This window comes from Streptomyces racemochromogenes (assembly GCF_044129415.1).
Taxonomy (GTDB): domain Bacteria; phylum Actinomycetota; class Actinomycetes; order Streptomycetales; family Streptomycetaceae; genus Streptomyces; species Streptomyces racemochromogenes_A.
Genome location: NZ_JBBDHD010000110.1, coordinates 1 through 22,518, shown reverse-complemented (window position 1 = coordinate 22,518; position 22,518 = coordinate 1). Strand labels below are relative to the sequence as shown.

At 72.0% G+C, this 22,518-nt stretch carries 19 protein-coding genes and 1 tRNA gene; 10 read left to right on the top strand and 10 right to left on the bottom strand.

The window, feature by feature from the left end:
• Positions 1–142 precede the first annotated feature (142 nt).
• Together WDV06_RS29280 and WDV06_RS29275 are read right to left on the bottom strand one after the other, a co-directional pair.
• Complete coding sequence (locus tag WDV06_RS29280; RefSeq protein ID WP_395512810.1) at positions 143–2,638, bottom strand: SUKH-4 family immunity protein; 2,496 nt, start codon at positions 2,636–2,638, stop codon at positions 143–145.
• A gap of 7 nt (positions 2,639–2,645) precedes the next feature.
• Entirely contained in the window at positions 2,646–3,659 is a 1,014-nt protein-coding gene (locus WDV06_RS29275) for an SMI1/KNR4 family protein (RefSeq protein WP_395512809.1), read from the bottom strand.
• 229 nt (positions 3,660–3,888) lie between these two features.
• Between WDV06_RS29275 and WDV06_RS29270 the strand changes: the two genes are divergently transcribed.
• Complete coding sequence (locus tag WDV06_RS29270) at positions 3,889–4,452, top strand: YwqJ-related putative deaminase (protein WP_395512808.1); 564 nt, start codon at positions 3,889–3,891, stop codon at positions 4,450–4,452.
• Between the two features lie 5 nt (positions 4,453–4,457).
• Complete coding sequence (locus tag WDV06_RS29265; protein ID WP_395512807.1) at positions 4,458–5,024, top strand: SUKH-3 domain-containing protein; 567 nt, start codon at positions 4,458–4,460, stop codon at positions 5,022–5,024.
• Positions 5,025–5,043: 19 nt separating this feature from the next.
• Here WDV06_RS29265 and WDV06_RS29260 read toward each other — a convergent pair whose 3' ends face one another.
• Entirely contained in the window at positions 5,044–6,303 is a 1,260-nt protein-coding gene (locus tag WDV06_RS29260; RefSeq protein WP_395512806.1) for a sensor histidine kinase, read from the bottom strand.
• Positions 6,304–6,607: 304 nt separating this feature from the next.
• Between WDV06_RS29260 and WDV06_RS29255 the strand changes: the two genes are divergently transcribed.
• From WDV06_RS29255 to pth, 5 genes are all read left to right on the top strand, one after another.
• Positions 6,608–6,678 (top strand) — tRNA-Gln (locus tag WDV06_RS29255).
• Between the two features lie 122 nt (positions 6,679–6,800).
• Entirely contained in the window at positions 6,801–8,249 is a 1,449-nt protein-coding gene (gene glmU, locus WDV06_RS29250) for a bifunctional UDP-N-acetylglucosamine diphosphorylase/glucosamine-1-phosphate N-acetyltransferase GlmU (protein ID WP_395512805.1), read from the top strand.
• A gap of 134 nt (positions 8,250–8,383) precedes the next feature.
• Positions 8,384–9,361 carry a ribose-phosphate diphosphokinase gene (locus WDV06_RS29245; protein WP_395512804.1) on the top strand — a complete coding sequence of 326 codons (978 nt, stop codon included), beginning with the start codon at positions 8,384–8,386 and terminating at the stop codon, positions 9,359–9,361.
• Between the two features lie 186 nt (positions 9,362–9,547).
• Entirely contained in the window at positions 9,548–10,132 is a 585-nt protein-coding gene (locus tag WDV06_RS29240) for a 50S ribosomal protein L25/general stress protein Ctc (protein ID WP_395512803.1), read from the top strand.
• 99 nt (positions 10,133–10,231) lie between these two features.
• Complete coding sequence (gene pth / locus WDV06_RS29235) at positions 10,232–10,822, top strand: aminoacyl-tRNA hydrolase (RefSeq protein WP_395512802.1); 591 nt, start codon at positions 10,232–10,234, stop codon at positions 10,820–10,822.
• Positions 10,823–10,889: 67 nt separating this feature from the next.
• On the opposite strand, the gene ppc is transcribed toward pth, so the two are convergent.
• The gene (ppc, locus tag WDV06_RS29230; protein WP_395512801.1) at positions 10,890–13,676 is read right to left on the bottom strand and encodes a phosphoenolpyruvate carboxylase; all 2,787 of its coding nucleotides are present in this window, start codon (positions 13,674–13,676) and stop codon (positions 10,890–10,892) included.
• Positions 13,677–14,024: 348 nt separating this feature from the next.
• Here ppc and WDV06_RS29225 point away from each other — a divergent pair, with 348 nt between their 5' ends.
• Both WDV06_RS29225 and WDV06_RS29220 read left to right on the top strand, forming a co-directional pair.
• Positions 14,025–15,005, top strand: a complete 981-nt coding sequence (locus tag WDV06_RS29225) for an acyl-CoA desaturase (RefSeq protein WP_395512800.1) — start codon at positions 14,025–14,027, stop codon at positions 15,003–15,005.
• Positions 15,002–15,676, top strand: coding sequence for a TetR family transcriptional regulator (locus WDV06_RS29220; RefSeq protein WP_395512799.1), 675 nt, complete (start codon positions 15,002–15,004; stop codon positions 15,674–15,676). The genes WDV06_RS29225 and WDV06_RS29220 overlap by 4 nt, the downstream gene beginning before the upstream one ends.
• Before the next feature lie 90 nt (positions 15,677–15,766).
• On the opposite strand, the gene WDV06_RS29215 is transcribed toward WDV06_RS29220, so the two are convergent.
• Positions 15,767–16,135, bottom strand: coding sequence for a VOC family protein (locus WDV06_RS29215; RefSeq protein ID WP_395512798.1), 369 nt, complete (start codon positions 16,133–16,135; stop codon positions 15,767–15,769).
• 2 nt (positions 16,136–16,137) lie between these two features.
• Positions 16,138–17,004 carry a trans-aconitate 2-methyltransferase gene (locus WDV06_RS29210; RefSeq protein ID WP_395512797.1) on the bottom strand — a complete coding sequence of 289 codons (867 nt, stop codon included), beginning with the start codon at positions 17,002–17,004 and terminating at the stop codon, positions 16,138–16,140.
• 146 nt (positions 17,005–17,150) lie between these two features.
• Between WDV06_RS29210 and WDV06_RS29205 the strand changes: the two genes are divergently transcribed.
• Positions 17,151–17,648 carry a MarR family winged helix-turn-helix transcriptional regulator gene (locus WDV06_RS29205; RefSeq protein ID WP_395512796.1) on the top strand — a complete coding sequence of 166 codons (498 nt, stop codon included), beginning with the start codon at positions 17,151–17,153 and terminating at the stop codon, positions 17,646–17,648.
• Here the strand turns inward: WDV06_RS29205 and WDV06_RS29200 are convergent.
• From WDV06_RS29200 to WDV06_RS29185, 4 genes are all read right to left on the bottom strand, one after another.
• A complete protein-coding gene (locus WDV06_RS29200) occupies positions 17,607–18,428 on the bottom strand; it encodes a LuxR C-terminal-related transcriptional regulator (protein WP_395512795.1) in 822 nt (273 codons plus the stop codon). The two genes, WDV06_RS29205 and WDV06_RS29200, sit on opposite strands and share 42 nt — an antisense overlap.
• Positions 18,429–18,959: 531 nt before the next feature.
• Entirely contained in the window at positions 18,960–19,919 is a 960-nt protein-coding gene (gene galE, locus WDV06_RS29195; RefSeq protein ID WP_395512794.1) for a UDP-glucose 4-epimerase GalE, read from the bottom strand.
• 96 nt (positions 19,920–20,015) lie between these two features.
• A complete protein-coding gene (locus tag WDV06_RS29190; RefSeq protein WP_395512811.1) occupies positions 20,016–20,735 on the bottom strand; it encodes a LuxR C-terminal-related transcriptional regulator in 720 nt (239 codons plus the stop codon).
• Positions 20,736–20,877: 142 nt separating this feature from the next.
• The coding region (locus WDV06_RS29185; RefSeq protein WP_395512793.1) for an outer membrane protein assembly factor BamB family protein at positions 20,878–22,518 on the bottom strand (1,641 nt) is incomplete at its 5' end.

Genomic DNA, 22,518 nt, shown 5'->3' with positions numbered 1-22,518 from the left:
TTAATTTTTTGGTGGACCCTCTTGTGTGGGGTTTTTTATTTTTGGGTTTGTTTGTTTGGGGGCGGGCGGCGGGGGGGGGGGGCGGGGCCGCGGGGGGGGGGCCCCCCCCCCGGCCAGTCATCCGATCATCGGCACGACCCGCTCAGAGCAGTCCGTCCCACATCTGCTCCAGCAGCACCGACCACCAGCTCTCCGGCGACGCCAGCGCCGCACTGTCGAGCCCCGCCAGGTTCGCCTGGAAGTCGACGGTCCAGCGACCCGCCTGCTCCGGCGTCAGATGCTGCCGAAGCCGCCACATGTGACCCAGCATCGCCAGCGACCGCGCGAACTGCGGCAGGCTCGAATTCACGAACTGCGGCGGCACGGGCGCCCCGCCCGGACCGCCCTCCACCGGCACCGCCACGATGTGCGCCGTCCCGTACTGCACGCACAGCGCCTTGCCGAAGTCACTGCCGACGACCAGGTACGAACCCGCGTCCGACGCCGGCTGCACCTGCCGCTGCGCGGCCAGCTCGGCCAGCGTCGGCACCGGCTGCCCGGGCACGGCCTGCGCCCAGAAGAACGGCCCGAAATCGACGGGCAGACCCGCCCACATCAGCGTCTGCGCCACGATCTCCGGCACGCCCTGGCGCGAGACCGCCCGCTGGTCGAACCGGAACACGCCCTGCGGCCCGAACGCCCCCGCCAGCTCCTGCGCGATCGCGTCCATCGGGATCGCCGGCTGGAGCGGGACCTGCGGCAGCGGGGCACGGACCGGCGCCGGGCGCGCGGGACCGTCCGCCACCTGGTGCAGCTCACCCTGATGGGTGAGCAGGTGCCGCATGCCCTGCTGACGCCCCGCGTGGTCGGTCCCGTAAGGGGCCACGCTCGTGATCCGCACCTGCGGCCAGGTCTCCCGGATCATCCGGGCGCAGTAACCGCCGGGCAGCTCACAGGAGGCCAGCTCGGTGTGCAGCTCCAGCACCTGCTGCGGCGGCACGTTCATCGCACGGAGCTCGTACAGGATCTGCCACTCCGGGTGCGGGGTACCGGGCGCCGAACGGCGGATGATCTGCTGCTCGGAGCCGTCGGGCGCACGGTAGCGGAGCACGGCCTGGTAGCCGGGGCCGACCGTGGGCACGCCGGACGGGGCCGGCTGCTGCCCCGCCGGACCGCCGGGCGGCGCGGACGGCGGACCGGGCGGCGGGACGGTACCGGGACCGGCCAGCATCGTCGCGGCGTGCTGCATCCCGCCCCCGGGCGCACCAGGGGCACCAGGGGCACCAGGGGCACCAGGCGGGCCGGGCGGCTGGGGCGGCTGCACGACGGCCGGACCCGCCAGCATCGTCGCGGCATGGTCCAGCCCACCCCCGAGCGAACCACCGGGAGCACCGGGAGCCCCGGGCGGCGCAGGCGGACCCACCGGCGCACCCGGAGCACCGGGAGCACCGGGAGCACCAGGCGGACCCGGAGGCCGCGGCGGCTGCACGACAGCCGGACCCGCCAGCATCGTCGCGGCATGGTCCAGCCCGCCCCCGAGCGAACCACCGGGAGCGGCCGGCGCCCCGGGCGGGCCCGGAGGCACGGAAGGCGGCGTCGGCCCGCCGGGCGGCGCAGGAGGCGCAGGCGGCGGCGGAACGGTCCCGGGGGCGGCCAGCATCGTCGCGGCGTAGGCCGCGCCCCCGCCCGCACCCGCACCCGCACCCGGAGGCGTCCCGACAGGCGCAGGCGGCACCGGCGCCCCGGACACACCAGGAGCACCAGGCACACCGGGAGCCCCGGCCGGCCCTCCCGGGCCCGGAGGCACGGCCGGTACCGGACCGGCACCCTGCGGCGCACCGCCCGGCACCCCGGCACCGCCCGGCACCCCGGCACCGCCTGGCACCCCGGCGCCGCCCGCACCCGCGGCCTCCGCCTGGAGCGCCAGCGCCGGAGCGATCGCGGTCTTCGGCAGCTGGCTGCCGCCCGACATCAGCTGGGTCTTGGCCTCCGCCCCGACCCCCGAGGAAGCCGGGACGTCATCGAGGTCGGAGCCCGACAGCGGCGGCGCGAACACCGTCGCGGGCAGCGGTACGGAGCCGTCGTCGGCCCCCGGGTTCACATCCGTCCCGGCCCACGGCGTGGACCCGGCCGGAGCCGCGTCCGGGACGGGTCCACCGGCGACACCACCGGAACCGGGCGCAGAACCGGAACCCGAAGCGGAACCAGCACCGGACCCCGGCGCCGCACCAGCCCCGGAACCGGACCCGGAACCCCCGGACCCCGCCCCCACCACCGGCGGAATCCCCGCCCGATCGGCCGCCTCCTGCAGCCACTCCGGCGGGCTCAGCATGAACGACGTCTGCTCCGAGTCGATCCGCGGCGGCGGAACCGAAGCCTCCGAAGCAGCCGCCGTCGCAGCCGCCCCGTACTCCTCCTCGTACCGCCGGATCACCTCACCCACCGGCAACCCCGGCCACAACGTCACCTCGCCACTGTCCCGCGCGATGACCAGCCGCTGCCGGCCACCACCCGACACCGGACCCCCGGCCCGGTCCTCCGCCCACACCACGAAGCCCAGCCCGAACTCCCGCACCCGCACCTCACGGTGCTGGTACCCGGGCATGTCCCCGTTGATCCACTCCTCGGCGCGCTCCTGCGCCTGCGCGAACGTCACCACGACGCGCTCACCCCTCACCCATGCCGGCGTCAGCCACCGGAACCGACCCGGACACTGCAACCGAGCGCGCGAATCCGCCGTCCACCATCAGACCGGCCACCGTCTCCAGCTCCGGCGGGTTCCCCGCCAACCGCTCCAGGAAGGCATCGAAATCGGCACCGCACGGCAGCAACAGCCGCTCCACACGCTCCTGCACCGACCAGCCGTCCCGGTCGCGCGCGTCGTCGTACGGGGAGAACCAGACGGAACCGACCCGGTCCCCCCGCACCTTCACCGCGAGCAGCCCGCCCTGCACGAAGGCCACGCACAGGTAGTCCTTCGTCAGGTGGTCCCGCAGACACTTGTTGATGTAGACGAGGTCGTTGACCGCCGCCTCCTCACGCACCGTGAAGAACGGCTGGTCCACCAGCATCCCCAGCTCCACGAACAGCCCCGCGCCCACCGGCGCGCACCCGCCCGCCGCCTTCAGGAACGAGCGGTACGCCTCCGGAAGCCGGTACCCGAGATCCTCCTCGACACCCTGGACCTGCGACTCCGACACCGACACCAGGGACTTCGGCAGCCCCAGGTGGACCGGCCGCACCTCCTGCAACGGCCGCCCACCACGCTTCTCATGGTCCACCGGAGCCGTCGCCAGGCCCGCGTGATGCCGCAGCAGCGCCTTCACCTCGACCGGGACCAGCTCCATCCGCCGCGAACCCGCCACGTGATGCCAGGTCCAGCCGTGCGGTGTCGCCACCGGCCCGACCGTGTCCCACAGCGGATGACCCGCCGCCCGCATCGCCGCGTTGGCGGACACGCAGTCCGTCAGCCGCAGCTCGTCCACACCGAAGCCCTCCGGGGGCTCGGCGATCTCCACGGCCGCACGCGCGTACCGCGAGAAGTCGGGATGACCGCCCCCGTCCATCCGCACACCGTGGGGATGCCGAGCGGCCCGGACCGGGTCCGGGAAATGCACGACCTGCCCCGAGTACGCGGCGTTGGGTGGCACGGCCTGCTGCCCGAGCCGACCTGTCGTCATGGTGGTGGCCCCCTGCTGGATCTGGCTGGTTCACCACAGCCTATGTGCTCCGGCAAGACCCTCACCCGCCCCCGATCCCCACAGGCGCGCACGGGGCGGGAACATCCGAATTGATACGAATATTCGACCCCGCTTCCACGCGACAGCGGACATTTGACAGGCTGTCCCCGCAGCACGGGGGCGTGCGCGCCAGCGGCCACCACCGCCGCCACGGGAGGGAAGAGGCACCATGCAGACAGCGACCACGCACAATGCGGGCATCCACCACGCGGCACCCGGCGCCGACCGTGGGCAGAACACCGAAGCCGGCCCCGCGGGCGACCCCCGCCTGCGCTGGAGCACCACGGCCGGCCCCCACACCCCGCCCGTGCTCCGCTTCCGCCGCGACGGCATCCTGCCCACCGTCGCCGCCGCCCTCTCCGTACGCGGCGAAACCCTCACCGGCACCGCCGGCAAAGGCGACCAGCCCCCCGTGCTCCACCCGCTCGTCCAGGACTTCCTCGACACCCTGACCAGCGGCCAGCGGGAACGCTTCACCGGCCGCTGCCCCGAAGCGATACTCCTCTCCCGCCACCTCACCACCGTCGAAGGCGCCCGCAGCAGACGCGCCTCCCGCAAACCCCTCACGGCGAGCGAAGCCCGCCGCGCCCTGAAACACGCCAAGATCACCGCACGCCGCATCCGCGAGGACGGCGACCCGCTCCACGGCAGCTACGCACCCCCCTGCCGCTCCTGCGACGCACTCCTCAACCACTTCGGCGTACGCCCCGTCGACCTCACCCAGCCCGAGTAGCCACCATGACCGCCTCCTCAGCCGCCTCGGCCACACCGGCACCCCGCAACCCCTCCGCCGGCCCCGCCCCAGCCGCCTCCTACGGCCGCTCCTCCGCCACCCGCTTCCCCATCGGCGTCGACGCCGCCCTGCGCACCGCCGGCTGGGAACCCGGCCGCTGGGACATCAAACAAGCCGAGTACTGGGCCGACGCCCTGCGCGACCACACCACCCCCGCCGGCCACCGCCACACCGTCTTCCCCGCCGCCGTCGAAGCCTGGGCCGAATTCGGCGGCCTCACCGTCACCGCCCCCGGCCCCGGCCGCCAGATAGCCCCCACCCCGGTCCGGCTCGACCCCCTCACCGGCCTCCACCTCGCCCGCACCTTCGCCGACCTCGGCCGCGCCCTCTCCACCCAGCTCTGCCCCCTCGGCTCCGACACCGCCGGCGGCGCCCACCTCGCCATCGACCGCGAAGGCCGCACCTACCTCATCGACCACACCGGCGACTGGTACCTCGGCACCACCCTCGACGAAGCCCTCACCCTCCTCCTCACCGGCCTCCAGCCCGCCCGCCTCACCACCGCCCCCTGACCACCCACGGGGGGCGGGACTACCGGAACGGCAACACCGCCGACACCCTGAACCCGCCCCCGTCCGTCGGACCCGACACGAACACCCCGCCCAGCCCCAGCACCCGCTCCCGCATCCCGACGAGGCCGTTCCCCCCACTGGGCAGATCCGCGCCCCGCGCCTCCCCTTCACACGGCCCGTTCTCCACCTGCATGGCCACCTCCCCCTCCCGGTGCGCCAGCCGGACGACCACCCGCGCACCCGGAGCATGCTTGTGGCAGTTCGTCAACGCCTCCTGCACCACCCGGTACGCCGTCTGCTCCACCTCCGCGGGATACGCACCCCGCTCCCCCTGCACCACCACCTCCACGCTCATCCCCGCCGCCCGCGACTGCCCCACCAGCGCCTCCAACTCCGCCAGCGAAGGCCCCTCCTCCCCCACGGCGGCCACCGCCGCCACCGGAGCCACCGGAGCCGCCGCCCGCACCGGCTTCTCCGGAGCCCGCAACACCCCCAACATCTCCCGCAACTCCGTCAGCGCCTGCCGCCCCATGTCCCCCACCAGCGCAGCGTTCCGCACCGCCTTCTCCGGATCCTTCCCCGCCACCGCCTGCAACGCCGCCGCATGCACCACCATCAACGACACCCGGTGCGCCACCACGTCGTGCATCTCCCGCGCGATCCGCGTCCGCTCCTCCTGACGCGCCCACTCCGCCCGCTCCTCCGCCCGGTCGGCCAGCAGCGACAACTCCCGTTCCAACGAGTCCGCCCGCTCCTGCAAGCTCTCCATCAACCGCCGCCGCGCCCCCACGTACAGCCCGAGCAGCACCGGCGGCACCGTCAGCGCCACCGCCATGAACGCGGACAGCACGAAGACCAGCGCGCCCTCCCCGTCCACGTCCCCCCGCGTCCGCAGATAGGTGACGACGAACGTCCCCACCAGCGACATCGACGCCAGCGTGGCCGTGATCCGCCGGGGCACCTCACAGGCGGCCAGCGTGTACAGCCCCACCACCCCGAGCAGGAACCCCATCGCGGCCGGCGTCACGGCGATCCCGACCAGCACCACCGCGACCGGCCACCGCCGCCGCAGCACCAGCACGGCCCCCACCACGACCCCGAACACCACCCCCACCGCCACCGGCAGCCCGGCCTCGCGCGCGAACGGAACCCCCTCCAACGCGCACTCGACGGCCGAAACCGCCCCCAGACCCACATCGAGCACGGCCGCCCGCCGCCGCTCCCACCACCAGGGCCCCTCCGGCCCACCCCCGCCGCGCTCATCCCCCGTACTGGTCATACCGCCCAGCGTACGCAGCGCCCCTGGCACGGGCGCGAACGGAATTCCGGCGAGCGCGGGGCAATCGCACGTACGCGTGAGTCGCCCGCGATCCGAGACCCGAATCCCATATTCCGGAAGACGACTCCGAAGCGACCCCACCCCAGGACGACCCGGAAGAACTCGGGCGGCGACCACCACGGTTGCCTCGTCGTCCGCATGCCCCAAAGCGCCGGTCCATACCGTCGCATCGAGGGCTGGTGGTGCGGCATAGTAGGGGCTGCAACCGAATCCGATCAACAAAATCGGACATAAGGGCGAACCATCCCGGATCGTCTAAGGGCAGGACAAATGGTTTTGGTCCATTGAATGAGGGTTCGAATCCTTCTCCGGGAGCTCACCGAGCACAAGCGCTCCGTTTCGGGTCCTGACCTCCAGGTCGGGACCCGGCTTCGTTTCCGACCCGTGACCCCCCGCTATCCTTCACGGGTCCACCCCCGAAGCCGAAGGGCACACCCGTGAGCGCAACCCGCCCGGCAGCCGTCGTCGTACTCGCAGCGGGTGAGGGCACCCGCATGAAGTCCGCGACGCCCAAGGTTCTGCACGAGATCTGCGGGCGCTCGCTCGTCGGTCACGTGGTCGCCGCCTCCCGCGAGCTCGACCCGACCCACCTCGTGGTCGTCGTGGGCCACGCCCGCGAGCAGGTGACCGCACACCTCGCCGGCATCGACGCCGGTGTCCGCACCGCCGTCCAGTACGAGCAGAACGGCACCGGGCACGCCGTCCGGATGGCGCTCGAAGAGCTCGGCGGCCGGCCGGCCGGCACCGTCATCGTCGTCTGCGGCGACACCCCGCTGCTCACCGGCGAGACCCTGCGCGCCCTCGCGGCCACGCACGAGGCCGACGGCAACGCCGTCACCGTCCTCACCGCCGAGGTCCCGGACTCCACCGGCTACGGCCGCATCGTCCGCGACCCGCAGACCGGCGCCGTCACGGCCATCGTCGAGCACAAGGACGCCACCGAGGCCCAGCGCGCGATCCGCGAGATCAACTCCGGGGTCTTCGCCTTCGACGGCGCCCTCCTCGCCGACGCGCTCGGCAAGGTCCGCACCGACAACAGCCAGGGCGAGGAGTACCTCACCGATGTGCTGGGGATCCTGCGCGAGGCCGGGCACCGCGTCGGCGCGGCGGTCGGCAGCGACCACCGGCAGATCCTCGGGATCAACAACCGCGTCCAGCTCGCCGAGGCCCGTGCGCTGCTGAACGCGCGGCTGCTGGAGCGGGCGATGCTCGCGGGCGTGACGGTCGTGGACCCGGGCAGCGTGTTCGTGGACGTCACCGTCACCTTCGGGCAGGACGCGCTGGTCCACCCCGGTACCCAGCTGCTGGGTGCGACGCACGTCGGCGAGGGGGCCGAGGTCGGCCCGAACACCCGCCTGAAGGACACCCGCGTGGGTGCGGGGGCGCGGGTGGACAACACGGTGGCGGACGGCGCCGTGATCGGCGACCAGGCGACGGTCGGCCCGTTCGCGTACCTGCGTCCGGGGACGGACCTGGGCGTGAAGGCGAAGGCCGGTACGTACGTCGAGATGAAGAACGCGACGATCGGCGAGGGCACGAAGGTTCCGCACCTGTCGTACGTCGGCGACGCGACCATCGGCGAGTACACGAACATCGGCGCGGCGAGCGTGTTCGTGAACTACGACGGCGAGCACAAGCACCACACCACCGTCGGCTCACATTGCAAGACGGGTTCGGACAACATGTTTGTGGCTCCGGTCACCATCGGGGACGGCGCCTACACGGCTGCCGGATCGGTGATCACGAAGGACGTTCCGGCCGGTGCGCTGGCCGTGGCGCGGGGCCAGCAGCGGAATATCGAGGGTTGGGTGGCCCGCAAGCGGCCCGGCAGTGCGGCTGCTTCGGCGGCGCAGTCCTCGTCCGAGAAGGACTCAGGGCACCGCTGAGGTGAACTGACCGGAAACGAGTACGCCCGGGACGGCGTACCGTGATAGGTGCACGCAATTCGGCTGGCTTACCGTGTGCGGGACGGACGTACACGGGGGCGAGCAGCTTTTCACACGTCTGAGGAGACAGTGCTGTGACCGGGATCAAGACGACCGGCGAGAAGAAGCTGATGCTCTTCTCCGGCCGCGCCCACCCCGAGCTGGCCGAGGAGGTGGCGCACCAGCTGGGGGTCAGCCTGGTGCCGACCAAGGCTTTCGACTTCGCGAACGGCGAGATCTACGTCCGCTTCCAGGAGTCGGCGCGTGGCGCGGACTGCTTCCTGATCCAGAGCCACACGGCTCCGATCAACAAGTGGATCATGGAGCAGCTGATCATGATCGACGCGCTGAAGCGCGCGTCGGCTCGTTCCATCACGGTGATCGTGCCGTCGTACGGGTACGCCCGCCAGGACAAGAAGCACAAGGGTCGTGAGCCGATCTCGGCGCGTCTGGTGGCGGACCTGCTGAAGACGGCGGGTGCGGACCGCATCCTGACGGTGGACCTGCACACGGACCAGATCCAGGGCTTCTTCGACGGTCCGGTGGACCACCTGTCGGCCCTGAACGTGCTCGCGGACTACGTGGGTGCCAAGGTGGACCGCACCAAGCTGACGGTGGTGTCCCCGGACGCCGGCCGTGTGCGGGTGGCGGACCGCTGGTGCGACCGTCTGGACGCGCCGCTGGCGATCGTGCACAAGCGCCGTGACAAGGACGTCGCGAACCAGGTGACGGTCCACGAGGTCGTGGGTGAGGTCAAGGGCCGCGTCTGCGTGCTGGTCGACGACATGATCGACACGGGTGGCACGATCTGTGCGGCGGCCGACGCGCTGTTCGCGCACGGTGCGGAGGACGTCATCGTGACGGCGACGCACGGCATCCTGTCGGGTCCGGCGGCCGACCGTCTGAAGAACTCGAAGGTCAGTGAGTTCGTGTTCACGAACACGCTGCCCGACCCGTCGGACCTGGAGCTCGACAAGATCACGGTCCTGTCGATCGCCCCGATGATCGCCCGTGCGGTGCGCGAGGTGTTCGAGGACGGTTCGGTGACGAGCCTGTTCGAGGAGCAGCAGTAGGCCTGAGGGTCCTGCGCTAGATCCTTTTGGGCGCGGCCTCCCTGCCGGGTACACTCGATGAGTTGCTCGGCGAGGGAGGCCGTACCTGTTTTCCGGTACGGATGCTCCGTTATCGACGCGCTCTTCGTAGCAGGCCGTTTCGGCCGGGTGACTTCTGTCCGTTTCGTCACCCCACGAGGAGTGAACATGTCCGAGATCAAGCTTTCCGCGAAGCTCCGCGACACCTTCGGCAAGGGCTCTGCCCGCCAGTCCCGTCGTGACGCCCTGACCCCGGGTGTCATCTACGGTCACGGTGCCACGCCGAAGCACGTCGGTGTCGAGGCCCACGCGCTGATGATGGCTCTGAAGACCCCGAACGCGCTCCTGTCCCTGGACATCGAGGGTGACGGCACCGAGCTGGTCATCCCGAAGGCCGTTCAGCGTCACCCGCTGAAGCGCAACATCCTGCACGTCGACTTCCTGATCGTCCAGAAGGGCGAGAAGGTCACGGTCGAGGTTCCGGTCGTGACCGAGGGCGACCTGGCCCCCGGTGGCAACCTGCTGGAGACCCTCCTCGCCACCGTCTCGGTCGAGGCCGAGGCCACCCACATCCCGACCGAGGTCACCGTCTCGATCGCGGGCCTGGAGGCCGGTGCCACGGTGCACGCGTCCGACCTGGTCCTGCCGGCCGGCACCACGCTGGCCGTCGACGGCGAGACCGCCGTTCTGCAGGTCGTCGCCCCGCAGGCCGAGGAGCCGGCCGCCGAGGCGGCCGAGGGTGCCGAGGCCTGAGCCTCGCCCTTCCCCCTCAGCAGTTGCTGACCGACCGCCGTCCGGCTCCACTGGAGCGGGACGGCGGTCGTTTTCGTTCACGGGATGGAGGAGCTTTTGATGTCGGACGATACGGCGCCGTGGCTGATCGTCGGTCTCGGTAACCCGGGAGCGGAGTACGCGGGCAACCGCCACAACATCGGCTTCATGGTGGCCGACCTGCTGGCCGAACGGATCGGCGGCAGGTTCAAGGCGCACAAGGCGCGGGCGCAGGTGGTGGAGGGCCGGATGGGTCCGCCCGGGCCGCTGAACCGGCGCGTGGTGATCGCGAAGCCGATGTCGTTCATGAACCTGTCGGGTGGTCCGGTGACGGCGCTGCGCGATTTCTACAAGGTGCCGGTGGAGCGGATCGTCGCGGTCCATGACGAGCTGGACATCGACTACGCGACGCTGCGGTTGAAGCTGGGTGGCGGGGACAACGGTCACAACGGGCTGAAGTCGATGACGAAGGCGATGGGTGCGGAGTACCACCGGGTGCGCTGTGGGATCGGCCGGCCGCCGGGGCGGATGCAGGTGGCGGATTTCGTGCTGAAGGACTTCTCGTCGACGGAGCGCAAGGAACTGGACTGGTTCGTGGACCGGTCGGCGGACGCGGTGGAGTGTCTGGTCCAGGAGGGTCTGGAGCGGGCGCAGTCCGCGTACAACTCGTAGGGCGGCTGGATGTACGGAGCCCCCCGCGCCGGATGGTGCGGGGGGCTCCGTGGTGTCCGGGTGGGTGTCAGCCGGTGTTGCGCAGGCCTGCGGCGACACCGTTGACGGTGAGCAGCAGGGCGCGGGCGAGGAGGGGGTCGGGGGTTTCGCCGCGGGCGGCGGCGGCGCGCTGGCGGGCGAGGAGGGAGACCTGGAGGTAGGAGATGGGGTCCAGGTAGGCGTCGCGGACGGCGAAGGTCTGCTGGAGGATGGGCTGGGAGTCGAGGAGCTTCTCGCCGCCGGTGATGCGCAGGACCTCGCGGACGGTGAGCTCGTGTTCGGCCTCGATGCGGGTGAAGACGTGCTTGAGGCGGTCGGGGACGAGGGTGTCGACGTAGTGGCGGGCGATGCGCAGGTCGGTCTTGGCGAGGGTCATCTCGACGTTGGAGAGGAAGTTGCGGAAGAAGTGCCACTTCTCGCCCATCTCGCCGAGGGCGTCGTCCTGGCCGGCTTCGCGCAGGGCCCTGAGGCCGGAGCCGACGCCGTACCAGCCGGGGACGATCTGACGGGACTGGGTCCAGCCGAAGACCCAGGGGATGGCGCGCAGGCCGTCGAGGCCGGCGCCGGAGTCGGGGCGGCGGGAGGGGCGGGAGCCGAGGTGGAGGTCGGCGAGCTGGTCGACGGGGGTGGCGGCGAAGAAGTAGGCGGGCAGGTCGGGGTCTTCGACGAGTTCGCGGTAGGCGCTGTGGGCGGCGTCCGAGACGATGTCCATGGCCGCGTCCCAGCGGGTGAGGGCGTCGGGGGACTGGCGGGGGGCGGTGTGCAGGGCGGAGGCCTGGAGGGTGGCCGCGACGGTCAGTTCCAGGTTTTCCCGGGCCAGTGAGGGGACGAGGTACTTGTCGGAGATGACCTCGCCCTGTTCGGTGACCTTGATCTCCCCTTCGAGGGTGCCCCAGGGCTGGGCGAGGATGGCGTCGTGGGAGGGGCCGCCGCCGCGGCCGACGGTGCCGCCGCGGCCGTGGAAGAGGCGCAGGCGTACGCCGTGGCGGTGGGCGACGTCGCGCAGGCGGCGCTGGGCGCGGTGGATCTCCCACTGGCTGGTGGTGATGCCGCCGAACTTGCTGGAGTCGGAGTAGCCGAGCATGACCTCCTGGACGTCGCCGCGCAGGGAGACGAGGCGGCGGTAGGAGGGGTCGGCGAGCATGTCGTCGAGGATGACGTCGGCGGCGCGGAGCTCGTCGGTGGTTTCCAGGAGGGGCACGATGCCGATCTTGGCCCAGCCGGCGTGGAGATCGAGGAGGCCGGCTTCGCGGGCGAGGACGGCGGCGGCGAAGACGTCGTCGGCGCCCTGGCACATGGAGATGATGTAGGACTCGATGACCTCGGGGCCGAACTTCTCGAAGGCGTCCTTGATGGCGGAGAAGACGCCGAGGGTCTTCTGGCCGGCGGGGTCGAGGGGTGCCGGCGTGGGTGCGAGGGGGCGGCGGGAGCGGAGTTCCTTGGCGAGGAGCTTCTGCCGGTAGTCGCGGGGCATGTCGGCGTAGCGCCAGGATTCCTCGCCGAGGCGGTCGAAGAGCTGGCCGAGGGCGTGGTGGTGGGCGTCGGCGTGCTCGCGTACGTCCATGGTGGCGAGCTGGAGGCCGAAGGCGGCCAGGGTGCGGATGGTGCGGTCCATGCGGCCGTCGGCGAAGAGGGCGCCGCGGTGTTCGCGCAGGGACGTCTGGATGAGGGTGAGGTCGGCGAGGAGCTCGGCGGTGCCGAGGTAGTCGCGGCCTTCCTCGTGGGGGGTGCCCTTGGCGAGGCGCTCGCGGGTGTTGAGGAGCTTCTGGCGGATGCAGGTCGCCTTGAGGCGGTAGGGCTCTTCGGCGTTGAGGCGCTTGTAGCGGGGGCTGATCTCGGGGAGGCGTTCGAGGTCGGCCTGGAGGGAGGTGAGGAGTTCCTCGGTGGCGCCGGTGTAGCGGATGGAGTTGGAGAGCAGTCCGCGCAGGAAGTCGATGAGTTCGAGGGCGTCGGTGATGCCGTGTTCGTGCTGGAGGATCAGGACGTCGCGGGTGACGTCGGGGGTGACGTTGGGGTTGCCGTCGCGGTCGCCGCCGATCCAGGTGCCGAAGGTGAGGGGGCGGGTGCCGGCGGGGAGTTCGACGCCGACGCGCTGGAGTTCGGCGGCGAGGTCTTCCAGGACGTCGCCGACGGCGTCGGCGTGGAGCTCGTCGAGGTAGTAGATGGCGTTGCGGGCCTCGTCGGTGGGTTCGGGGCGGACGACGCGCAGTTCGTCGGTCTGCCAGACGAGGTCGATGTTCTCGGCGAGGCGCAGGTCGTGGCGGCGGCGGTCGCCGGCTCCGGTGACGGGCTCTTCGAGGAGGGCGGCGATGCGGCGGAGCTTGTTGAGGACGCTGCGGCGGGCGGCCTCGGTGGGGTGTGCGGTGAAGACGGGGCGGACGTTGAGGTTCTTGACCGTTTCGCGCAGGTGCTCGGGGTCGGCGTCCTTGAGCATGTCGGCGGTGCGGGCGAGGAGCCCGCCCTCGGCGGCGCGGTGGGCGCGCAGTTCCTTGCCGCGGTGGACCTGCTCGGTGATGTTGGCGAGGTGGAAGTAGGTGGAGAAGGCGCGTACGAGCTTGGCGGCGGTCTCCAGGTCGGTGTCGCCGAGCAGGGCTGCGGCGGCCTCGCCGTCGGTGCGGGTCAGTGCGCGTACGCGTTCGACGAGGTCGAGGAGGTCCTGGCCCTCCTGGCGTACGAGGGTCTCGCCGAGGAGGTCGCCGAGGCGGCGGATGTCCGCGCGCAGCTCCGCGTTGGCCGTCTGCGCGGCGCGCTTGCGGTCGGACGGGTCGGCGGGCTGGGTGACGGGGGCCTGGGGGGCCTGGTCAGCACTGCTCACAGGTGCGGCTCCTTGCAGTGTTCGAGCGCTACTGGGCTGTGGGCTCCCGGGGGTGCGCGTGCGGCGGTGCCGATGGTGGTGCGCAGCCCGGGCTGCCCGTGCGGACCGCGCTGTCCGACGACACCAGGATAGGCGGCGGGTCCCTGTGCCCTGGCAGAGCGTGCCGGTGTGCTGGCGGGGCGGCGTTTCGCGGGGGGTGGTGGGGCGGGCGGGGGCGGGGGTGCGGGCGTGCTGCTCTTGCCGGGCGGGAGGGTTTTGCCATACTTACGTTGCCGTAGGTTACGGTTCCGTAGGTCCGGGGCTGTGACCAGGGCATCTGCCGACTCCTCACCCCCCAGGGGATCCCTGATGACTGTCAGTCCCGATCTGATGGAGGACGCTTCCGCGTCTTCCGCGATGCCGGTGCCGTCCGCGACGCGCGGTGGTGAGCAGAAGCGTTCCGTGGAGCAGGTGGCGCTGCTGCTGTTCATCACCGTGCCGTTCCTGGCGCTGGTGGCGGCGGTGCCGCTGGCCTGGGGGCGGGGGGTGAGCTGGCTGGACCTCGGCCTGATGGTGTTCATGTACTTCCTGGCGTGCCACGGGATCACCATCGGTTTCCACCGTTATTTCACGCACGGTTCCTTCAAGGCGAAGCGGCCGCTGCGGATCGCGTTGGCGGTGATGGGGTCCCTCGCGGTGGAGGGGCCGCTGGTGCGTTGGGTGGCGGACCACCGCAAGCACCACCGGTTCTCCGATCACGAGGGTGATCCGCATTCGCCGTGGCGGTTCGGGGAGACGGTGCCGGCGCTGATGAAGGGCCTGTGGTGGGCGCACATGGGCTGGCTGTTCGACGAGGAGCAGACGAACCAGCAGAAGTACGCGCCGGATCTGATCAAGGATCCGGCGATCCGGCGGATCAGCCGTGACTTCGTGTTCTGGACGGTGCTGTCGTTGGCGATCCCGCCGCTGGTGGGGGGTCTGGTGACGATGTCGTGGTGGGGGGCGTTCACGGCGTTCTTCTGGGGTTCGCTGGTGCGGGTGGCCCTGTTGCACCATGTGACGTGGTCGATCAACTCGATCTGTCACGCGATGGGAAAGCGGCCGTTCCGGTCGCGGGACCGCAGTGGGAACGTGTGGTGGCTGGCGGTGCTGTCGTGCGGGGAGTCGTGGCACAACCTGCACCATGCGGATCCGACGTCGGCGCGGCACGGGGTGCTGCGGGGGCAGGTGGATTCGAGTGCGCGGCTGATCCGCTGGTTCGAGCTGGCGGGCTGGGCCTCTGACGTGCGGTGGCCGTCGGGGGCGAGGATCGACGCCCGGCGCGAGGGCGCGGGCTCGAACGCGGCATGATGGGGGACGTGGCGATCGACGGCAGCACTTCCAGCAGCGACAAGCCCAGGCGAGGACGCCGGGTCCGGATGACGGGCGCCGAGCGGCGTCAGCAACTGCTGGACATCGGCCGCACCCTGTTCGCCGAGAAGGGGTTCGAGGGGACCTCGGTGGAGGAGATCGCGGCGAAGGCCGGGGTGTCCAAGCCGGTGGTGTACGAGCACTTCGGGGGCAAGGAGGGGCTGTACGCGGTCGTCGTGGACCGTGAGATGCGCCAGTTGCTGGACGGGGTGACGGGTGCGCTGACGGCAGGGCATCCGCGGGAGCTGCTGGAGCAGGCGGCGTTCGCCCTGCTGGACTACATCGAGAACTACACGGACGGTTTCCGGATCCTGGTGCGGGACTCTCCGGTGGCGCAGTCGACGGGTACGTTCGCGTCGCTGATCAGTGACATCGCCACGCAGGTGGAGGACATCCTGGGTCTGGAGTTCAAGGCGCGGGGGTTCGATCCGAAGCTGGCGCCGCTGTACGCGCAGGCACTGGTCGGGATGGTGGCGCTGACGGGGCAGTGGTGGCTGGAGACGCGGCGGCCGAAGAAGGCGGAGGTGGCGGCGCATCTGGTGAACCTGGCCTGGCACGGGCTGGAGCACCTGGAGGCGCGGCCGCGGCTGGTGGGCCACCGCAAGAGCTGATCCGCACGGGGTGCGGGCGGGCGGCGCCCCGCCACCGGGTTTCCGGTGGCGGGGCGCCGTCGTGTGCGTCGGCCGGCGGCGGGTCCTCGGTCAGTGGCCGGTGACGGGTTCCAGGAACTCCAGCCGGTTGCCGACGGGGTCGTGCGAGTAGAAGCGCCGGTGTCCCGGCAGGTGGTCGTCCCAGACGACGTCCGCTCCGCGTTCGCGGAGTCTGCCGGCGTACTCCTCGATGCCGGTCACGCGCAGTCCGGGGTGTGCCTTGCGGGCGGGCCGGAAGTCCTCTTCCACTCCCAGGTGCAGCTGTACCGCGCCCGCGGCGAACCAGCAGCCCCCGCGCGCGGCGAGGACGGGGGGTTTGGAGATCTCGGTCATGCCCAGGACGCCTTGGTAGTAGGCGCGGAGCCGGTCCTCGGATCCGGGGGGCGCGGCGAGTTGGACGTGGTCGACGGCGGTCAGCACGGTCAGGCCTCCTTGCGGGCGATGGCGAAGATGCGGCGGAAGGGGAAGACGGTGCCCCTGGGTCCGTGGGGGTAGGCGAGGCGCAGGGCTTCGCGGTACTCGGCGAGGAAGCGCTCGACGGAGTCGCGGTCGTCGCCGAGGGCGGTGAGCACGGGGCGCAGGGCGGTTCCCTTGACCCAGTCGAGGACGGGGTCGGCTCCCTGGAGCATCTGGTGGTAGGTGGTCTCCCAGACGTCGACGGCGCAGCCGAGTTCGGTGAACCGGGCGAGGTATTCGGCGGGTTCGAGGAGGTGGATGTAGCGGGCGCCGTGTCCGCCGAGGCGCTCGCGCCAGCGCGGGGTGTCGCAGAGCTCGGCGAGGAGCCGGTGGCTGGGGGCGGTGAAGTTGCCGGGGATCTGGAAGGCGAAGGTGCCGCCGGGCCGCAGGCCGTTGATCCAGGCGGCGAAGGAGCCGGGGTGGCTGGGCACCCACTGGAGGGCGGCGTTGGAGACGATCAGGTCGTAGGTCTCCTCGGGCATCCAGGTGGCGATGTCGGCGTGGCGGAAGTCGAGGTGGCCGCCGCCGGGGGTGGGGCCGGCGTACTCGGCGTCGGCGAGGCGGAGCATCTCGGGAGAGAGGTCGAAGCCGGTGATGCGGGCCTCGGGCCAGCGGTCGGCGAGGAGGGCGGTGACGTTGCCGGGGCCGCAGCCCAGGTCGGCGATGCGCGCGGGCCGGGTCGGGAGCTCGGATATGCGCGTCAGGAGGTCGAGGAAGGGGCGGGTTCGGTGGCCGGCGTGCCGCAGGTACTGGTGGGGGTCCCAGACGGGCGCGGAGGGGCTGGAGCCGTCCATGGCGTGGGGGTGCACGGCCGGCGCGGTGTCGGAATGCATGTTCGAGCCTCCCTACTGGTGGGGCGGTCGGAAGCGGAAGCTGTTCCGGCCCCCTCCATGCCCCATGCTCCGCGAGAATATATCTCGATGTCAAGATTCTTGGTCTGAAGAGACTTCATGTCGACAGACCCCGTACACTGATCGGCATGGAGGACGAGGTCGACCGACTGGTCGCGGCATGGCGGCGAGAGCGCCCTGACCTCGACGTGGAACCGCTCGAAGTGCTCAGCCGCGTGAGCCGGCTCGCACGCCACCTCGACCGCGCCCGCAGGCTGGCCTTCTCCGAGCACGGTCTCGAACCGTGGGAGTTCGACGTCCTGACCTCGCTGCGGCGCGCCGGAGCCCCCTACCAGCTCTCCCCCGGCCAGTTGCTGACGCAGACGCTCGTCACCTCCGGCACCATGACCAACCGCATCGACCGGCTCGCCAAGAAGGGCCTGGTCGAGCGGCTGCCGGACCCCAACGACCGGCGCGGGGTACTGGTACGCCTGACCCCCGAGGGGCGCGACCGCGCCGACCAGTCCCTGGCGGGGCTGCTGGCCCAGGAACGGGCGATCCTGGCCCAGCTCTCCGCGGCCCAGCGCGTGGACCTCGCGGGCCTGCTACGCCAGTTGACCGCTCCGTTCGACAACATCCCCGGCTAGCTCCGCCGGCCGTACGCCGGCCCGCCGGGCCAGCGCCACGGCCGCCAGGGTGGAGTGCACCCCCAGCTTGCCCAGCACGTTCTGCATGTGGGTGCGGACGGTGTGCGGGGACAGGAACAGCCGCGCCGCCACGTCCTTGCGGCCCAGTCCCGCCACCATGCAGCGCAGCACCTCGTGCTCGCGCGGGGTGAGGGACTCCACGAGCCGCTCGCTGTCGGTCCGGTGCTTGCGGGCAGCCGTCAGCTCCCGCAGCACCCCGGTGAGCAGCGCGGGCGCGAGGTGCGTCTCCTCGCGCAGCACCCCCCGGATCACGGCGAGCAGCCGCGACAGCGAGCAGTCCTTCGCCACCCACCCCGACGCCCCGGCCTGCAGGGCCAGGGCGGCCCGGCGGGGGTCGTCCCGCTCGGCGAGGACCACGGTGCGGACGCCGGGGTGGGCGGTGCGCACCCCGGCGACCAGTGCGATGCCGTCCGCCGTCGGGGCGGACGGGGCGCCGTGCGCCCGCTGGCCGGGTACGGGCAGGGCCGCGCCCGTACCCGTACCGGAGACGGCGCCGGGCGGGCCGACCGCGCCCGGCGGGCCGGCCGCGCCGAGGTCGGCGTCGACGAGCAGCACGTCGAAGCGGCGGCCCTCCGCGGCGGCCCGTTCGAGGCAGCGCTGCGCCGCGGGACCGCTGCCGGCCGCGGACACGTCCACGTCCGGCTCGGCCGCGAGCGCGGCTGCGAGAGATTCGGCGAAGATGCGGTGGTCGTCGACCACCAGGACCCGGATACGAACCACAAAACCCCCAAGGGTCGGGGAACGGACGACTACGGGTACGACGCCCGGACCGGGTGGCCCACAGGCCGCCGCGGCCGCCGCCGCGACATCTGTGCACCTACCCGGGACCGGACGCCGTACCCGGCGTGTCTCGACCCCTGAATCAACACCGGCCCCCACCGGCGTCACGCTTCAGCGTAGAGCGGGCGGGGTGGCGCGGTTGGCCGAATAGCAGAAGTTTTCCGAGCGATTTTCGGGTCGCGGGGTCCGCAACGGCCCTGCGGGTGGCCTGATTTCGACTGTCCGGAAGGCCGAGGGCGGGATGACCCGAGCGGCGCGTGCCCCGGGCAGTTGCACGGGGCCCGTTTCACCCGGCGTACGCACGCCGAGCGCCCGCGCAGAGCGCCCGGCCACCGCGCCCGCCGGATGTGCGTGCGCCCCCCGCACCGGAGGGGGGCGGGGGGCGCTGCGGGACACCGGGAGACCGGCGCACGGGGGGCGTGGGGGGCGCGCACCCCGGCGGGAACCGCCGGGGACCGCCGGGGCGCAGCGTCAGGCGCGGCGCTCGCGGGCGAAGTTCCAGGCGTCCGTCACGATGCCGGTGAGGTCCGAGCGGGTCGGGGTCCAGCCGAGGCGCTCGTGCGCCGTGCGTGCGGAGGCGACCAGGACGGCCGGGTCGCCGGCCCGCCGCGGCGCGACGACCTCGGGGATGTCCCGGCCGGTGACCTTGCGGACCGTCTCGATGACCTCGCGCACCGAGAAGCCGCTGCCGTTGCCCAGGTTGCAGATCAGGTGCTCGCCCGGGGCCGCGACGCGCAGCGCCGCCAGGTGGGCCTCGGCGAGGTCGGCGACGTGGATGTAGTCGCGCACGCAGGTGCCGTCGGGGGTCGGGTAGTCCTCGCCGAACACCGAGATGGCCTCGCGCTCCCCCAGGGCGACCTGGAGGACGAGGGGGATCAGGTGGGTCTCGGGGTCGTGGCGCTCGCCGAACTCCTTGTAGGCGCCGGCCACGTTGAAGTAGCGCAGGGAGACCGCCGCGAGGCCGTGCGCCGCGCACTCCCCCGCGATCATGTGGTCGACGGCCAGCTTGGAGGCGCCGTACGGGTTGGTGGGGGAGGTCACCGAGGTCTCGGTCAGCGCGCCCTCGGTGGGCTCGCCGTAGGTGGCGGCGGTGGAGGAGAAGACGAGCGTGCGGACCCCGGCCTCGCGCATGGCGGTGAGCAGGGCGAGGGTGCCGCCGACGTTGTTGTCCCAGTACTTGCCGGGGTTCACGACGGACTCGCCGACCTGGGAGGAGGCCGCGAAGTGCAGGACGGCGTCGTAGGAGGGGTCCAGGTACCGGGCGGCGTCCTGGATGCGGCCGTTGACGAGGGTGGCGCCTGCGGGAACGCCCTCGCCGAAGCCGGTGGAGAGGTCGTCGAGGACGGTGACCTCGTGTCCGGCCTCCAGCAGATGGGCGGCGACGACACTGCCCACGTAACCGGCACCACCGGTGACCAGGTACTTGCTCACTCGTACTCCTACCTCTCGCGGACGCACGCGGCTGCGCGTGCTGGTCTCTGGCTTACCGGATTCTTCGCTTCCGGGGAAATCGCGCGCCCGTGCGGCTCAGCCCGCGGCCGGCTGCGGCCCGTCCCCGGGCTCCTGCGGGCGGCGCGGTGCGGGCGGCGCGGCCCGGTCGAGGAGTCCGGTGCGGGCGGCCAGTGCGGCCGCCTCCAGCCGTGAGCCCACGCCCAGCTTCATCAGCACCCGCTGGACGTGGGTGCGGGCGGTGCTCGGGGCGATGTCCATGCCGGTGGCGATCAGCCGGGTGTCCTCGCCCTCGGCGACCCGTACCAGCACCTCCACCTCGCGCGGGGTCAGCAGCCGCAGCAGCCGGGTGCCCTCGTCGTCGGGCTGGGCGGCGGGGTTGAGGAGCTCGGCGAAGGCGCTCTGCAGGAGCTGCGGGGAGATGGCGACCTCCCCGGCCCGCGCCTTGGCCAGGGCGCGCTCGACGCCCTCGATGCGCTCGTCCTGGCGTACGTAGCCCGAGGCGCCGGCGGCGAAGGCTGCGGCGATCCCGCGCGGGCTGGGCACCGGGCCGAGGACCACCACGGCGATCTGCGGGCGCTCGCGCTTGATGCGCACGACGGGCTCGAAGACCCCGGGCTCCGCCGGGGCGGCGGTGCCGAGCAGGCACACCTCCGGGGCGCGGCTGATGACCAGTTCGGCGGCTCCGGCCGCCGGCGCGGCCGCCGCGAGCACCCGGTGCCCGCGCAGTTTCAGGGCCGAGGCGAGCGCCTCGGCCAGCAGACGGTGCTCGTCGACCACCATGACGCGTACGCCCATCAAGGCTCCCACCCCAGATCCTTCTGACCCGGCAAGCTACACGCTTGTTCGACGGGGCGCGGCGGTTACCGCGCGAAAGCCCCCGATCGGTGGGTACCGGCCGGGGGCTTCCGTGAGGGTCGGCGCGTTGCTCGTACGGCCGTCAGTTGGCGGCGAAGGAGACGAAGAGGTAGTCCTTCTCCTTGTCGGAGTACGGCTTGCTGGCCAGGCTCTCGGCCAGGAACAGGCGGCCGTTGTGGTAGCGGATCTCGGAGCGGTCCGGGGAGAAGCCCGCCTCCAGGCTCCGGCTGCCGGCCGGGTTCTGCATCAGGACGGTCTCCTTCATCGTCTTCCCGTCGAGGCTGACGACCTGCCCGCCGTTGTCGTACGGGGGCACCTTGTAGGCGATGATGTTCGATCCGTCCATGCGCAGCGGGTACATGACGTACTTCTCGCCGGCGTCGGCCCGGTCGCTGGTCGGCTTGCCGGTCTCCAGGTCGAAGGAGACGATCTCGTTGGTGCGGCCGACGGCGGTAGCGGACGAGTTCTGGTGCTCGTAGGTCGGCAGGTAGACCTTGCCGTTGCCGACGACCATGTTGGTGCACTGCTCGACCTCGGTGGCCGGGCACTTGGGTGCGTAGCTGCCGGCGGAGAGGCCGATGCGGGTCTTGAGCTGGCCGGCGTCGTCGAGGACGAAGAGGTCGCTGACGTTGGTGGCGTTCTTCGCGGTGTTGCCGACGTTGGCGGCGATGATGAGCGGCTTGGTGGAGATGATGCCGGCCCATTCGATGCCCGCGGACAGCTTGTACGAGTACTTGGGCGCGCCGCTGGTGGGGTCGAGGGCCTGCGCGTAGAGGGTCTCGTCGGCGCTGCCGCCGCACTTGCGCAGGACGGCGAGGGCCTCGCCGCCGCCGTAGCCGAGGTCGTAGCAGCCCTGGGCGTCGGTCTTGGGCGTCCACAGGGGCTTGCCGTCGGCGAGGTTCCATGCGGCGCCGCCGTAGAGGCCGCCGGCGGCGACGGTCTGGCCGCTGAGGGTGATCTCGGTGAACGCCACGGGCTTGTCGCCGCCGGTGGCGGACTTGGCGGTGGCGGTCCACACCATCTTCCCGGTGTTCAGGTCGATGACGCCGGCCTGGGTGCACTGGGGGTACTTCTTGTCGGCGGTGGCCGGGCCCTCCTCGAAGAGGATGGCGGTCTTGTTGTCGCTGATGTGCCTGGTGGCTCCGCAGACGTTGGCGCCGAGCGGGAGCTCCCACTTCTTGCCGCCGTCGACGAGGTTGTAGCCGACGACCTTGCCCAGGTCGGACTTGACGTAGGTGGTGTCGGTCAGCCAGGAGCCGTCGACGCCGACCACGTCGGCGCCGGGCACCTGGGTGGTGACGTTGACCAGCGTCTTCGACTTGGTGTTGGACGGGGCCTTCTCGCTGCCGGCCTGGCCGGGGGCCTTGGGGTCGGGCGAGCCGCTCGCGGCGGCGGGGGGCGGGGTGTCGCCGCCGCCGTCGCCGGAGGTGTACCAGAAGCCGCCGCCGATGATGAGGGCCATGGCGAGGACGGCCGCGCCGACGATCATCAGCTGGTTGCGCACGTCGTTGCCGCCGCCGCCCGTGGCGGGGGCGGACGGCTGCGCGGGCGCGGGGGCCTGGAGGGTGCTCGGCTGCTGCTGCGGGTAGCCGTAGCCGGGCTGCTGCTGGGGGTAGCCGTAGCCGGGCTGGGCGCCGGGCGGCGGCACGGCCGGCTGGGCGGGCTCGGTCGCGGCCTGCGGGGGCTGCGGCGGGGTGCCGGGGGTCTGCGGGCCGGCCGGGGG